The 14,664-nt window shown below is 60.8% G+C and carries 17 protein-coding genes; all 17 read right to left on the bottom strand.

The annotated features are described in order from the left end of the window. Positions 1-4 precede the first annotated feature (4 nt). The 17 genes from ACR0IM_RS00645 to ACR0IM_RS00565 all read right to left on the bottom strand — a co-directional run bounded on the left by ACR0IM_RS00645 (position 5) and on the right by ACR0IM_RS00565 (position 14,614). Positions 5-3,976: a baseplate multidomain protein megatron gene (locus ACR0IM_RS00645; RefSeq protein WP_480680534.1), complete on the bottom strand. Its 3,972-nt coding sequence runs from the start codon at positions 3,974-3,976 to the stop codon at positions 5-7. Then, complete coding sequence (locus tag ACR0IM_RS00640) at positions 3,977-4,423, bottom strand: C40 family peptidase (RefSeq protein WP_480680533.1); 447 nt, start codon at positions 4,421-4,423, stop codon at positions 3,977-3,979. Next, positions 4,420-5,307 (bottom strand): DUF2163 domain-containing protein, encoded by an 888-nt coding sequence (locus ACR0IM_RS00635; protein ID WP_480640147.1) that lies wholly within the window; start codon positions 5,305-5,307, stop codon positions 4,420-4,422. The genes ACR0IM_RS00640 and ACR0IM_RS00635 overlap by 4 nt, the downstream gene beginning before the upstream one ends. Then, entirely contained in the window at positions 5,307-5,939 is a 633-nt protein-coding gene (locus ACR0IM_RS00630) for a phage distal tail protein, Rcc01695 family (RefSeq protein ID WP_480593438.1), read from the bottom strand. The genes ACR0IM_RS00635 and ACR0IM_RS00630 overlap by 1 nt, the downstream gene beginning before the upstream one ends. A gap of 16 nt (positions 5,940-5,955) precedes the next feature. After that, the gene (locus tag ACR0IM_RS00625; protein WP_480593436.1) at positions 5,956-6,618 is read right to left on the bottom strand and encodes a phage tail tape measure protein; all 663 of its coding nucleotides are present in this window, start codon (positions 6,616-6,618) and stop codon (positions 5,956-5,958) included. After that, the gene (locus ACR0IM_RS00620) at positions 6,605-6,814 is read right to left on the bottom strand and encodes a rcc01693 family protein (RefSeq protein ID WP_480640145.1); all 210 of its coding nucleotides are present in this window, start codon (positions 6,812-6,814) and stop codon (positions 6,605-6,607) included. Before ACR0IM_RS00620 ends, ACR0IM_RS00625 begins: the two co-directional genes overlap by 14 nt. After that, entirely contained in the window at positions 6,811-7,131 is a 321-nt protein-coding gene (locus ACR0IM_RS00615; RefSeq protein ID WP_480593432.1) for a gene transfer agent family protein, read from the bottom strand. Before ACR0IM_RS00615 ends, ACR0IM_RS00620 begins: the two co-directional genes overlap by 4 nt. A gap of 4 nt (positions 7,132-7,135) precedes the next feature. Then, positions 7,136-7,549, bottom strand: coding sequence for a phage major tail protein, TP901-1 family (locus ACR0IM_RS00610; RefSeq protein ID WP_224889277.1), 414 nt, complete (start codon positions 7,547-7,549; stop codon positions 7,136-7,138). A gap of 20 nt (positions 7,550-7,569) precedes the next feature. Continuing rightward, a complete protein-coding gene (locus ACR0IM_RS00605) occupies positions 7,570-7,983 on the bottom strand; it encodes a DUF3168 domain-containing protein (RefSeq protein ID WP_480593430.1) in 414 nt (137 codons plus the stop codon). Next, on the bottom strand, positions 7,980-8,318 hold the full coding sequence (locus ACR0IM_RS00600; protein WP_480680532.1) for a head-tail adaptor protein: 339 nt from the start codon (positions 8,316-8,318) through the stop codon (positions 7,980-7,982). The genes ACR0IM_RS00605 and ACR0IM_RS00600 overlap by 4 nt, the downstream gene beginning before the upstream one ends. Then, on the bottom strand, positions 8,315-8,914 hold the full coding sequence (locus ACR0IM_RS00595; protein ID WP_480640138.1) for a head-tail connector protein: 600 nt from the start codon (positions 8,912-8,914) through the stop codon (positions 8,315-8,317). The genes ACR0IM_RS00600 and ACR0IM_RS00595 overlap by 4 nt, the downstream gene beginning before the upstream one ends. 178 nt (positions 8,915-9,092) lie before the next feature. Then, positions 9,093-10,271 (bottom strand): phage major capsid protein, encoded by a 1,179-nt coding sequence (locus ACR0IM_RS00590; protein ID WP_480680531.1) that lies wholly within the window; start codon positions 10,269-10,271, stop codon positions 9,093-9,095. Between the two features lie 35 nt (positions 10,272-10,306). After that, a complete protein-coding gene (locus ACR0IM_RS00585) occupies positions 10,307-10,852 on the bottom strand; it encodes an HK97 family phage prohead protease (RefSeq protein ID WP_480680530.1) in 546 nt (181 codons plus the stop codon). Positions 10,853-10,878: 26 nt separating this feature from the next. Beyond that, a complete protein-coding gene (locus tag ACR0IM_RS00580) occupies positions 10,879-11,097 on the bottom strand; it encodes a GTA head formation protein, RCAP_rcc01685 family (RefSeq protein WP_480593420.1) in 219 nt (72 codons plus the stop codon). Next, complete coding sequence (locus ACR0IM_RS00575) at positions 11,090-12,259, bottom strand: phage portal protein (RefSeq protein WP_480680529.1); 1,170 nt, start codon at positions 12,257-12,259, stop codon at positions 11,090-11,092. Before ACR0IM_RS00575 ends, ACR0IM_RS00580 begins: the two co-directional genes overlap by 8 nt. A gap of 237 nt (positions 12,260-12,496) precedes the next feature. Next, positions 12,497-13,075: a hypothetical protein gene (locus tag ACR0IM_RS00570; RefSeq protein WP_480680528.1), complete on the bottom strand. Its 579-nt coding sequence runs from the start codon at positions 13,073-13,075 to the stop codon at positions 12,497-12,499. Positions 13,076-13,243: 168 nt separating this feature from the next. After that, entirely contained in the window at positions 13,244-14,614 is a 1,371-nt protein-coding gene (locus ACR0IM_RS00565) for a DNA-packaging protein (protein ID WP_480681425.1), read from the bottom strand. Positions 14,615-14,664: the final 50 nt, after the last annotated feature.

The following is a 14,664-nucleotide window of genomic DNA, read 5'->3' as shown; positions in this document are numbered from 1 at the left end:
TGGATTACCCGACTGTCAGGTTGGTGGTCAGCCCCGGTCCATAGCTGGCCGAGACCTGAGCCACCCGGACCTCATAGGCCCCGCTTACCCCATCCGCCGCTTGTGCCGCGGTCGAATAGAACCACGACGGTTCACTCACAACCTGTTCCCGCACAAGCGTGCCGTTGACGCGAATTTGAACAAAGTAGGATTCGCTCTCTTCCGCCAGTGGCACGTCCAGACCCGCCCAATCGTCCCCGTCCAGCCGGGTGCGGCGTATCCATGACACCTGGTCGCCTATGCCCGAGCGAACCGCCCCGAGATGCGCCGGCGCATAGGGGCGCAACCCGTTGCCATCGAAGGCGTCGACAATATGCACAAAAGACGGGTCGTCATACCCTCGCGTCGCAGGGCCGATTCGATAGTGTTTTGACACCCGCCGCTCCGACCGCAGCAGGCCGGTCTGATAGACCCGTTGATCCAGCAAAACGAACATCGATCCTACGGGCCAGTTATCGGGCATGGCTGCATCAGTTCCCAACTGGCCGCGCAATCGCCCGGACAAGGTATAGATGCCTGCATCCTGCAGGGTTGCGTCAGCGAACTGGAAAACCTCCCAGTTGCCTGAAGTGCCATCGCCGATTGCAGCCAGATTGGCGCCGTTCAACAGAGCGTTACGCGGGCGCGATTCCAGCAAGCCATCGACCAGATTGACACGCAGCGGCGCACCTTCGTCCCAGATACCGGCACTGGCCCGCATGAGCGGCGTTTCGGTGAACCCGATGACCGCCTGCCCCGAGATGACCTCTTGCAATGCATAGTCTTCGTCACTGGCTGCCGAGTAGACGGCAACGCTGCCGGGCCAGGGGTTTGCAGAGGCGGCCAGATAAGGGGCGTGCGGTGCTTCCGACCCGGTGATCAGAGGCAAGTCCATAAATACGGGCAAAACAGGAACCGGCGCGAAAAAGGGCTTTGCGGTTACCTCGTCGTCAGGCAGGTCAGACGGCGCATAGACACCGGGTTCGATCCGCACGGCCTCGGCCAGTTGCAGATCGGCTTGCTCAAGACGGTCGATTCGGTACCGCGCACCCTGTCCATCTTTGGTCAAAGTGACGACGTCACCCGCACCCAGATGCAACATTGACGGCGGTAACGCAAACCGGGCCGTCTCGCGTGAAACTCGCGCTTCGCTCAACCAGCGTTCGGCCGTCTGACGACCTTCGGCCCGCGTCATCGACAGAGGCACCTCATTCACCGACACGGAATGCGTGCGTGTATCCGGAAGAACGGCCTCTTCTGACACGACGTCATGGTCGGAATCCGATTGCACAAACCGCAATCGTACACGGCCCGTCAGTTCGGCCTCCGCCTCACGACGGTGCTCGATACGGCCTTCAATGTCCGCGCTGTCGGCCAGCAGATCACTGTCCAGTTCAATCGCTCTGCGACCATCGCGCATTTGAAACAGCAACACACCGTCCCGTTCAATCGCGTCAAAACCATAGCGCAGCATCAGCGGCTGCAGCGCCGCACGCGCGCTGGACACGTCTTCAATCGCGTATCCCCGCACCACGCCATACAGGCGCGATACATCGATATGAGTCACCCCAGCACCGTGGCAGATTTCCGTGACAACCGAAGCCAGCGTGCGCGTTCCAGAACGCCCGTTCAGCCAGTGCCCACGGGGGTAGTTCACACCATCGCTCCACTGGCTGCGGAGGTTGGGAAAGGTGGGAAAGGGACGCGCGTCCCAGGCCCAGACATAGGCGTTCGTCATGTCCACCATCGGGCCGCCATATTCGTCCGAAACCGGGTTGATCGCCGGATCCGACCAATAGCCCAACATCGCTTTCAGGTATTGCACCTGCATGAAATCGTCGCGCAGGCCGTTGGAGTATTTCGGCAGACTGGATTCCGAGGATTTGGGGTCCAGAAACTTGTTCGGCTGGTTGGACCCTTTGTCGATGGCGGCGCAACCAAGTTCAGTGAACCAGATCGGTTTGGACCCGGGCGCCCAATCCGTCGGGTTTTCTTGCCGAACGCCTCCGATGCGCTCGTGGTGCCGGTTTGACCACCAGTTGCGCAGGTCCTTGTATCGCCATATCCACGGCTCACCGTGATCCTCATCTGTGATCGGCGCCCTGATCTGGGCTTCAGCCTCCTCCGGTGTGGCATAGTACCAGTCATAACCCTCACCGCCTTCGATATTGCCACGAAGGTAATTGAGGTCATAGATCGCATCAGCCCTGGCCTTGGCGTCCAGATGGTCCACCCCATCGCGCCAGTCGGACAACGGCATGTAGTTATCGATGCCAACAAAATCGATGTTGCCGTCAGCCCACAGCGGATCGAGATGGAAGTAGCGGTCGCCCGAACCATCATTGGGTTGATAGCCGAAGTATTCGCTCCAATCCGCCGCATAGCCGATTTTGGTTTCTGAGCCCAAAATCGCGCGCACAGCGGCGGCAAGCGCCCGCAATTGTGCCACGGCGGGGAAACCGGACGCGCCGCGGATCTGTGTCAAGCCGCGCATCTCGGACGAGATACAGAAAGAGTCTACTCCACCGGCAGCTTTGCACAGGGCCGCATAGTGCAGAATGAACCGTCGCAAGCCCCATTCCTGCGGTCCGGTATAAGACACCTCACCGTCGCCAACGACAAAATCACTGGCCTGCGCGTAACCAAAGAACGCGGCGACCTGCGCGTCTGCTGCGGCGGTTTGATCCGGTGACCCGACGCGTCCCGGAGCCTCGCTTAGAGTGATCCGGCCGCGCCACGGCAGGTGCGGCTGGCTGCCGGCATCGGACCACGGGTCGGGCAGGACGTTGCCTTCAAGCTGATCCATCAGAATGAACGGATAGAACATGACACGTTTGCCGGAGCCCTTCAGGTGTCGGATCGCCTGTACCACGGATTGGTCTGCGGGCGTTGCGCCATAGACAGGCAAGCCATCCTTGTGCTGAACCTGCTTGGCAGTGTTGCGATACACCCCGGCCACTTGCCAGGGCATATTCTCGCCCTCGACGTCCTTGTGCAGAACCTTCGGCTGCAGCTGACAGGTTCCACACCGCAAATCATCGCCAAACCAGGACACGATCAACGAGGCCGCATCGCAGGACCCCAACTCTGCTTGCAGGGATCGGGTGGCGGTTACCAGATCCGGCACCCCCGAGGCAGAATTGACATTTGCAGCCCAGCTTTGCCCCACCCCTTTGGTGTAGTTGACCTGTTCGCTCGCCAACGCGTATTCGCCAGTGCCCGGCATAAGTGCAACGCCGCGGATCGTTCTGGACAAGGCGTCCGGTGTATCCGGTAAACCCGGCTGTTCCTGACGCACGACTTCAAAGGAAAACTGCGGCACGCGGTTTCCGAATTGCGCCAGTTGCAGGTTCTCGATCACCACATAGGCCGTACCACGATAGGCCGGAACAATGCCCGGGCCCTCAATGGCCTCGATCAAGGGGTCGGGCAATTGAAATTGATCGCCGGGGTACGCCCGCATGTGCAGGCTTGCGCGCTCAAGTTCTTCTCCGTCGGCCCAAATACGCGGAACATCCGAAATCTGACCGGAACCCACCGCGATGGCCAGAGAAATCGAGTAGCTGTAGCTGTGCGTGGTCGTCGTGACCTCGGGCGCTTTGGGAGAGCCCTTGCCGCCGCCTCCACCGCCACCGGATTGCGTGGTTGTGCTGGTACTTTTGGTTTCCAGAAAGTCCGACGCCCATATGACCTGACCGCCTACCCGCATACGTCCGAAAACCGTGGCGACGGGGGCGCCTTCCCCGGTTTCGGTCAGACGAAACCGGTCCAGACGTCCGGTTTCAACAACTTCGCTGCCGCCCCCCATGACTGATTGGCTCATCAGCCTTTGATCGATAACCCGTCCCAGCGTTGCACCCACAGCACGGCCGATAACAGCCGTTGAAAGCCCCGCAACGGTACCGCCAACCGCTCCGCCGATCGCGGCCCCTGCTGCGGACAGAACTATTGTAGCCATTCACTTATCCTCCAGCGGGAATTCAAAACAGGCGACGACCCGGCGGCGCCAGGGGTCGCTCAGCGTGTTTTCGACAACGCCATAGCCGGAATAGGCGTGAATGAATCGCGGTAAGTTCCCTGTCGCGCTGACGATGCCGACGTGTTTGGCCACGCTTCCATCGCGCATCCGGAACAACAGGACGTCACCCACAGCCGCATCGTGTGGGATCTTTTCGATCAGGTGACGGCGGGCTGCTGACCACATACGTTCCTCTCCCTGAGGTTCGGACCAGTCCATACTGTAGGTTGGAACCGCCTCTGGTTCATGCCCAAGCAGCGCGCGCCACACACCCCGCAGCAAGCCCAGACAATCCGTCCCCGCCCCCTTGACCGATGCCTGATGCACATACGGAGTCCCCAGCCAGCTGCGTGCCTCATCCACAATATCCTGCCTGCTCGTACTCATCGTCTGCTTCCCCCGGTATTCGGATTGCCTTGTTTTGGCACCGCCATCATCCAGTCTTCACCCGGAAGATCAGGAAATCCTTGGAAATTCAGCACATTATTGAATTTCAAACGACAGGTAGACATGCTCTTGTCGCATCCGGCCGTCAACCTGACCCGATCTCCGACAGCCAGTCCTCCGGTGATCCCGGACCAAAGCGAAACACTGCGCCCACCAGTGATCTGCTCATCCTGTTTGATCGTGTCCCATAGCCCGGCTGCCTGTCCTGACACCACGTCCAATCTGCCGCGTTTGAACCAACCCGTGTCCCATCCGCTGGCGCCTTTCAGTTGCAGGGCGCTGCCAGCGATCAAACTCACAACTTCGGCCTCGGCTCTGAAACCTGAAATGCCGAGGTTGAACTTGCAGGCGTTGTCGCCAAGAACTGCTGTGCAAGGTTTCTGGTAGATCCTGCCCATGGGTTGGTTGAGCAAATCCGTAAGGCCACGCAATTCGGCGTGAAACGCGCCCCCTGCGCGGCGCATCTCTCCGATCGATCCCCTGAACTGCAGCGCACGCTGTTCGGGCGCGGTCCAATTGACCAACCAAGCACACACCTTCGCGCCGTCGAACCGACCGGATTCGATATCCTCTTCCATGATGGCGGCATCAGACAAAGCGCCCATTGCTTCGGAATTATCGATGGACAATCCGGTCGCCTGCTCGATTGCCGAGGCCGTCAGGCCAGTGCTGGCCTTGAAGGTCATGCCGTCAAAGCTCAGTTCCATGTCATGATCGGTAAAGCCATATTCCTGCCCGTCGGAACGGCGGATCAACCAGCACCGGCAGGTCGTGGTCAGCCCGCTTTGCAGATGGGTCTGCAGCCCTTGCTTATCACCGCTCATCAGACACGTACCTCGACCACAGGAACATTGGGCACGTCGCCGGCCTGAAAACTGGCGACGCTGGTCTGAATCCTGTCGGTATCGAAACGAACCGGAACGTCGAACTCGAACCCCGCGGTGATTTCTACCTGCTCGGGCGGCGGGGCGGAAAACAATATCCTGCCAGTGGAGAGGTTTGCCTCGAAATCGACACCCTCGCGCATTTGGTCCTGCTCGAGGCCGATCTTGATTGTGCCGAGGACAGGTTTGATGATCGGACGGACATAGCTGAAGCCGCCGGAACTGTAGGACTTGACCAATTGGAACTCGGTCGTCGTGCCATCGCCGCGGGCAATGACCTGATCGTCTTGGGACACGTTTGCCGTTGCCGCCCCGGATTTGTAATCGGACCAGTCTTTCCAGCGAAAGCCGAACATCTGACCCTGACGGGCCTCAAAGAACGCCACCAGCGTTTCGATATCGTCCAACGAACGCATCCCCAAACCGGCATCATAGCGCCGCCGGGAATGCGCCCAAGGCGTATTGCGCTCTTCAAACCCGTTGGCCAGCGTCACGATATCGGTGCGCCGTTCGGGGCCGCCAACCGAGCCGAAGCTCAGGCTGGCGGGAAATCTGACTTCGTGAAAATTCATGACCTGCTCCCTCGTATTACCTGTTTCGATTACCGCGGCCCAAGGCGCGGCTCATCTGGGCGGCGATTTGGCCCTGGCTGCGCCGGAACCCCTGAACGTCGGGGGTTGTGATGTTCATCACCACATTCACCCCGCGCCCACCGCCAGAGGTGCGCACACCCAGTTTGCCATCCGGACCGCGCGCCAGGGGCATGATTGCCTCAGGGCCGGCCTCACCCATCAGTCCGGTGCCACCCCGCATTGGAAACGTGGTCGGCCCGCTGACCACACCGCCGTTGGCGAAAGGCATTACCCGCCCCTGAGAAAAACTGCCGCCATCGGCAAAGGGAAGAATACCCTGCACCAACCCTCCAACCGTGTTGGCAAGCATCCCGCCGAAATGATCTGTCACCGGCTTGATCGCAGCCGAATAGGCCGTCCGGATCATCGAGTTTTTCAGAATGTCCAACGCATCCGAAAGGTTCATCCCATCCAGAACCACGCCGTCAAAGGCTTTGCGTAACCCGCCGGACATGCCGCGTTCCAGTGTGGCGACATCCTTGCCGGTCTCTTCAAACGCCGCGCTGATCCGTTTCATCTGGTTGTCGAAAGCCGCCGCCATCGACGCCGCATCCCCCAGCGAGTCGCCCAGCGCCTCGCCCCGTTCCTGCAGGTCGTCCAACCCGTCACGATCCGTCATCACGCTCTCCTTGTGTCTTGTCCGGGTAGGCCTCCAGCAAGGCATCCAAACCCGACCGGTTCATTGACGACATCCCCGCGCCCTGCCCCAGCATCAACTGCAGCTCTGCCGGAGTCAGACGCCAGAACTGATCCGGCGTCAGGCGCAGGCCGATAAACCCGGCCCGCATCAGTGCGGGCCAGTCAAACCCGCTCATGTCTGCTTCGGCATCATGAAGGCCCGTGCCAGCAGCTCTGCCGCTGCGCGCGCGCCCGCCATCGGGCCGCCCTGGATCTCGGCGCTCAACAGATCGGCCCGTGCCACATCGGCCCCACCGCCCCGCAGCCCCGCCACGATCAGCGCCAGAACGTCGCCGCTGGAATAGGCGCCAGCCTCGAACCGTTGCACCAGATCCACCAAGGAACCTGTCCCCAATTCCTGTTCCAACTCCGCCAAAGCGCCCAGCGTTAACTTGAGCACCCGCCGTTCCCCATCGATGGTCAAAGCCACCTCGCCCGTCCACGGATTGGCCATCGGATTACAACGCCGTAAAGGCCAGCGCGCCGGCACTGGCCAGGCTCATCTCATAGGTCGCCTCACCATTGTGCGAGCCCGCATATTCGATGCCTGTCACCTGAAACGCGCCCTCGACGATGCCGAAATCGGGAATGATCACCTGAAAATTCGGTGTTTCACCATCAAAGAACAGCTGTCGCGCGCGCTCATCGGTATCTGCATCCTTGAACACACCCGAACCCGAGATCGCAGCGGACTTCACCCCTGCCCCCGACAACAACTCGCGCCAGCCACCCTGGCTTTCAAGGCTGGTGACATCCACACTTTCCGCGTTGAAACTGACCCGCGTGGCCCGAAGCCCCGCGATGGTCTCGAACAGGCCCGAGCCGTTCATATCCACTTTGACCAACAGGTCTTTTCCGTTCTGGGCAGCCATATACTCTCTCCGTTGATTGCTTAGTCGTCTTCCACGCGGGCGCGGAATCTCAGGTCGATCTGGCGGATCGCACCGCCCGTTCCGGTTCGCCGGGCCGAGGCCCGTTCGAACCACAGCCCCACAAGGCGGCCCCGATCCATCGTCAACGCGGCCTCTTCCAGTGCGTCGCACACCGCGCCCGCCAGCATCTTGGCGGCACCGAACCCAGCGGCTTCGGACATCACCGACACCGTGAAGCGATGCACAGCACCTACGCCTGTCCGGTCCGAGGCGTCCTTCACCTCTTCCGGGCCCAGCGTCACATAGGTGTGGGGCACCGATCCGGTTGGAACCGCGTCATAAATTGCGCCACTGGAAAGCGTGCTGACCTTCGCATCGCCAGAAAGTTGTTGATACACCGCCGCCTGCAAAGCGGCTGAAACGCCATAGCTCATGCCGCCACCTCTTCATCTGCAAAACAGGTCAGGTACTGGCCGCGCGGGTCGCGTTCGGCGACGGCACGAATGACAAAACGCCGTGTGCCTTCCGCAAAACGCTGATCCGGCGAGGGGCGCATCACCGATCCTTCCGGCGCGCCGCGCACTACGATGCGGTATCCAACGCGCGAGACGGGTACTCCGCCCACCTGCCGCTCGGACCCGCTGCGCGCGGTGACCTCGGCCCAGACTGCTCCCAACGCCTGCCAGGTCTCGGTGTACCCACCTGCACCATCAGCGCTGCGCACCGGCGCCTCGAGCACCAGCTTTCGGTTCAGTCGCGGCGTCTTCATTGCGCTACTCCTGCGCCGAAACGCACGGTGCGGTAGCGCTGGATCAGGCTGGTCACGCCAAAGGGCATACAACCTGCACCCAGCGACGTTTCATCGCGATATTCGTAATAATGCGCCGCCAACAGCAGCACCGCCTGCCCCAGATCAGCGGGCAAACCGCCCCAATCGGGCGACATGCCGGCGGTGAATGCGATCTTTACAGCGCCGCCCGTCGCAATCGCCGGCAGGTTTGAGCCCGCTGGGCGCAACCGGGGGCGCTGGCTGTCTTTTTCCAACTGGTACACGCCCGCGTCTACGATGTTTTTGCCACCCGCCGCATCCGTCACGGTCACCGCGTCAACCGACGCTACCGGAGCCACCGGAAGAACCTCGGCCGCCTGATCCCGCCAACTGTTCAGGCTCCACGAAAAACCGCGCTCGATCAGAACCTTGCCGGTGCGCGCTTCGATCGCCGCGATGGCGGCCCGCAAAAAGCCCTTCAACACCTCGTCCTGCACATTGTCCTCGGCAAAGCCAGTGCCCAACCGCAGATGCGCCTTGAACTGATCCACCGGTAGCGCCGCATCCGCGATGGCGGTTTCTTCGATCAACATCATCCATTCACTCCGCAATCTCGGCCCCCTCCGGGGTCGTCACTTCAGGAATTTGGCGGGCACGCGCCGCCCCACGTTGCTCGGACGGAGGGGAGCAGCTAGACAACGCAGGGGATCTCACCCCGGCCCGTACCCGCCGCCCGGAGGGCCAGTTACCCAGCGCCCCGGGATCCGCCACCGCTTAGGCAGTGCCGAATTTCACCAACTTGATCGCGGCAAAGTCGCTCACGTCGCCGCCGACGCGCTTGGTTGCGTAGAACAGGACATGCGGCTTAGCGCTGAAGGGGTCGCGCAGGACGCGCAGGTCGGGACGCTCGGCGATGGTGTATCCGGCCTGAAAGTCACCAAAGGCAATCGAGAAGCTGTCGGGCGCCGCGTCCGGCATGTCCTCGGCGATCAGCACCGGATAACCCATCAGACGCGCAGGCTCACCTGCCGCCAGACCATCCGACCACAGGAAGCGGCCATCGCTGTCCTTCAGCTTGCGGATCAGACCCGCGGTTTTCGAGTTCATCACGAAGGTGCCATTCACCCGGTACTGCGCACCCAGCGCATAGACTACGTCGACAATCGCGTCCGCCTCGACACTACCATCGATACCGGTCGGCACATAACCGATATTGCCCCAGGCCCAGACATCATTATCGACCTTGGTGTGGTTCAGGATGCCCTTGGGCTTGTCTGCACCGTCGCCGTTGATAAAGGCCGACGCCTCGGCGCGGGCGAACTTGTCGGCGATACGACCGGCCAGCCAGCCTTCGACGTCAAACGCGCTGTCGTCCAGCAGACGCTGCGAGGCTTTGGGAAGGGCGCTCAGCTCGTGCAGTGCAATCGAGATGCGATCGATCGACGGGGTCGCGGTCTCAGTCGCGGCCGCAGTCTCTTCGGCCCAGCCTGCGCCCACATCAGTGTGGTCGATCAGCACGTCGAACGAGTTCGCCTCGACATTCACCACCGACGCAATCGAGCGGATCGAGGCAGTGGATTTCAGAACCGACTTGATGATCTCGGCGGTTTGCGGATCGACCAGATAGCCGCCATCACTGTTGACCGCGCTGGACAGCGATTTCGACTCCATCTCAAGCCCGCGCAGGCCGTCATCTTCGCCCGAACGCACGTAGGCATCAAAAGCCTTCTGATGCGGTGCGCCGTCTTCGATCGAGGCCGCAAGGTGCGGACGCGCCGCGATGGTTGATTTACGATCCAGCATGGTCAGTCGCTCTTCTGTCTGTTGCAATTTAGTTTCCACTTCATCCTTCAAGCCCTTGAGTTCATTCACGAAGCCAGCCATCGCCTGCTTCACCTCCTGAACCAGGGGCGCACCCTCTCCGGTCAAGGCCGGCGTTTCGGTCTTGCTCATCAGCACTTCCATTTCTTGGGTGGGTTTGAGGCGCGCTAGGTCCGCGCCAGCTCCTGCCGGGCGGTTTTGAACACCTCGGCAATACTGCGCAGGGTCTCGTCGGTGTCGAGCTCATAGCCCTTTGCCGCTACCCGCGCACTGGACAGCATCGGGAAGGTTACCAACGACACCTCCCACAGCTCCAGTTCGGTCAAGAGCCGCTGGCCCTTGTCATTCTTCACAGCCCGCTTGGTGCGATAGCCAATCGACAGCCCGTCCATCGCACCTGCTCGGATCAGTTCTGCCGCCTCACGGCCTTTCTGCGTGCTTTCCAACAGGCGTCCCTTTACCCAAAGACCCTTGTCGTCTTCGCGCACTTCATCCCAGACACCGATGGGTTGTGCCGGGTCATGCTGCCACAGCATCTTGACCCGCTGGCCCGCCTTTTCCAGCCCGGCCAGCGAGCCGCGATAGGCGCCTTTCTGCACCACATCGCTGCCCTGATCGACCTGCCCGAACAGGCTGGCATACCCTTCGATCACCGCATCCTCGGATACCGAGAGCCCGTCTCCGAACCGTGCGAACTTGCGCTCCAAATCCATGAACACCTCCTCGTAAGCCTCTGATTTCACGGCGATGCCGCAAGGAACGATTGAAACACTTGCGCCAGGATTACCGCCGCGACGCCGTAGACCGTCAGCCACAACCGCTTTTCCAACCGCTCCATCATCTCTTCGATCTGATCCAGCCGACGGCACAGATGCGCGTGCTGAATCTCGGCCACCCGCTCATGCGCGGCCAGGCGCAGGCCCGGCGCACAATCAAATGGCGGATATCCCTCACTCATCCGCACCCTCCGCCAGCGCCGGTAGGCCCAGCAGAGACCGTTTTTCCGCATCGGTCAGGAACTCGGCCCGGCTGACCCGCGCCCATTGCGCATCCCGCTCGGCAGCCAATGCGGGTACCTGATCCAAATCAGGTTTCAACATCAGGTCCTCACCGGTATAGCCCGAGAGCCATTCAGACACCGCAGCCGCCACCCGCGTCACCAGGGGCAGCACGGTCAGGCGGTAAAACGCCCGGTTGGCCTCCTGATAGTTCGAATAGGTCGCGTCACCCTGGATCCCCAGCAACATCGGCGGGACCCCAAAGGCCAGCGCGATCTCGCGGGCGGCGGCTTCCTTGGTCTTTTGAAACTCCATATCGGACGGAGAGAACCCCATCGGCTTCCAATCCAACCCCCCTTCCAGAACCATCGGTCGCCCGGCATTCCGCGCCCCGCGATAGTTCTGCTCAATCTCGTCCGAAAGACGCCGGAATTGATCCTCGGCCATTACCCCATGGCCATCACCCTTCCACACCAGCGCCCCCGAAGGCCGCGCCGCATTATCGAGTAGCGATTTCGACCACCGCGATGCGCTGTTGTGCACGTCAATCGCCATCGCCGCCGCCTGCATCGGCGAAAACCCGTAATGGTCGTCCTGCGGATGGAAGGACTTGATGTGGCAGATATTTTCCACCGCGAACCGGTGCTTCTTACCGCCGACCTCATAGTCATACGCCTTGGGCCAACCGTCCGCTCCCGGTACGACGCTCATCCGGTCGGATCGCAGTACATGCAGTTCTACCGGCAGGCCCTCTTCGGCCTGCACAGCCTCAACATATGCATTGCCCGACAGCAGCAATTGCCCGAAAAGCGCCTCCATCAACTCCGCTCGCCCCTGTGCCGCATTCGGACGGCGCATCAGCGACAGCATCGGATGCACATCGAACCGATGCGCCTGATCCTGCAACACCAAGGGCAGTGCCGCCGCCGCCTCGGCAATCAGCTTGACCGAGCGGAACCCCACCGGGTTTCCCGAAAACCCCGTCCGTGTCAGCGTTACCGTGTCCCGAGGGCTCCACGCCGCGCGCCCGCCCGTCTGCCAAGCCACCACGGGGCTCGCCGCGCTGGCCTTTGCCTCGGGTGCTTCCCCGGCCGCTCCACGACGCAAGAAATCGAATACCATGTCCAGATGCTCCTTTCTGTCGCCGCTGTGTCCGGCTCGTTGAAAGGAGTTATGAGGGAAAGAAGTTTAAGCCTCGGGAATGGGGCGTACGGGGGTTAGGCAACAGGTTGGTCTTGGTCTACACATAGGTACCGGCAGACTGTAAAACTCTTGAAAAATTCGACGTCGAGACCAATTTGCCAACAATTCATCATGCCAGCTTAGTGATCGACCTGAATTGGCCATGATGTATAAACTTCAATTTTTGTTAGTCTGAAGGATCAAACCAAAGTAGGAATTGCTCGCGGCAACACCTGGTGCATCGAAAACGAACCCATAAAACACCGCCGGGACACGATCCTCGAACTCGGTTTTGCTTACGAACGTTTTTCGGGTCACCCCACCAAGAGGCATTTCGTAACCTTTTTGGTCAAAGAGACGACGAAATTCTTTTGTGGAGATTTCTCTGGCGCTGAATGGACCTTTCATGTGACCTTCAAAGTCAACCTCAGACTGGCTTGAAGTAAACGCGAATTGACATGTTCTGTATTCTTGATGATCACGTGTGACCAAGTCTAACGAATAATCCGAGTGTTCAAGCCAACCGTTTAGCGCGCGTATGTAGCTGCCAGACAACGCTTTTTCTTCCAAACCCAAAAAGTCTGGTGCTGATCGGTAGCAGAATTCGACAAAAGTTCCGATAGCCAGTCGCATTTCAACCGGCTGCCTAGTCTCCAATGAAGCTACTTCGACTGAGGATTTCTGCGCACATCCATGCAGACAAAACCCCAAAGCCAATGCACCGGCGGTCGTCTTAACAACTGAAGAAACTGACATAAATTCACCGAAGCAGCAGGTGCCCAACGTTCCGATTCTGCAAGGCACCCTACGATTTTGGGCTGAGCAATAAAGTTATACTTTCAATTACTTCCCAAAAGTAACCCCTTACAAGAACGAATGCGCATTAGCCTGCCAATAGCGAGACACTTGCGCCCCAGCTATACCTCACAAACTCCGCACTCTCGGTCGCCGATACGCCCCCGCAGGCCCCACCACCAACTCATGCAGCGCCCAGACCAGCGCGTCGACCCGGTCGGGTGAGCCCTGCCCCTCGAACCCCCGCGCGGTCATCTGGCACATCTGCTCCTCCAGCGGGTCCAGCCCGGCCACGTGGCGAACCCGCCCCTGCTCGTACAGCGCGGCCACAGGTTCCGCGCGCGCAACTTTCCCACGTGACGCACGCACCCCGCGATAAGGCACCATTGGATTCACCTGTCGCACCACCTCTTCGACCAGTTGCCCGCCCTGATTGACCTCGGCCACCAGCCGTTCGGCCCCGAACTCATCCATCGCGTCAATCGCTGCCTGCGCCCAGCCTGCCGGACCAACGCCCTGTACCGTCCGGTCAGCCAGCACATAGGCGCGCCACTCCTCGGGCGACCCCTGTAGCTGCGCGCCCACAACCACGATCCCGCAAGCATCCGCATCCGCCCCCGCCGTTACCGCCGGGTCCAATGCCACCACGATGCGATCCAACGCAGGCACTCGGCCCACCCGCGCCGCCTCCAGCATCGAACCGGTCCACAGCGCCCCCTCAGCATCCGACAACAGCACTCCGTCCAACTCTTGCCGCCCCAGCCGCGTGCCCGCATAGCGCGCACGCACCTCGTCCAGAAACGACTCCGCCAGATTGGCCCGGTTAGCTTCGGTCGGCGCATGGGTTTGAACGGTAGAGGGCGACGCCAGCAAATCCTTCAAAACCTTCACATTGCGCGGTGTGGTCGTCACACAGACCCTAGGCTGATCCCCCAGCCGCAGCGCAAATTGCAACATATCCCAAGTCTCCCCGGCCTTCTTCCACTTGGCAAGTTCATCCACCCAGGCCGCATCAAACTGAGGACCGCGCAGCCCTTCGGGATCATGCGCCGAAAACGCCTGCGCTTCGGCCCCGTTGGGCCAGACCAGCTTGCGCTCGGATGCCTTCCACTGAGGTCGTCGATCCGGCGGTGAACACTGCAGGATCCCGCTATCGCCAAAGATCATCACATCGCGCACCTGGTCGAAAGTCTCACCAACCAAAGCAACGCGGCTGGCTTCACCACGATCCAGCGGCCTAGCCCCTTCAACCAACGACCGCACCCACTCGGCCCCGGCACGCGTCTTGCCAGCTCCCCGCCCCCCCATCATCACCCAGGAACGCCAGTCGCCCTCGGGCGGCAACTGGTGCGGTAGCGCCCAGAATTCAAACAGGAAAGGGAGGGCGCACAGCCCCCCCTCCCCGATCTCACTCAGAAATCTGTCCCGCACCGCAGCATCTTCGGAGGCGAGCCAACCTGCACCCGATTTCAAATCGAGCGCGCTCAAGGTCGAGCGCATACCCCCCTTGGGCAATTCCGGCTTGTCTGTGATGTTGTTCGACAAAGCTT

Source organism: Ruegeria sp. BF6, assembly GCF_056538665.1.
Note: the sequence above shows the minus strand (reverse complement) of the source record. Positions and strands in the feature narration are given on the sequence as shown.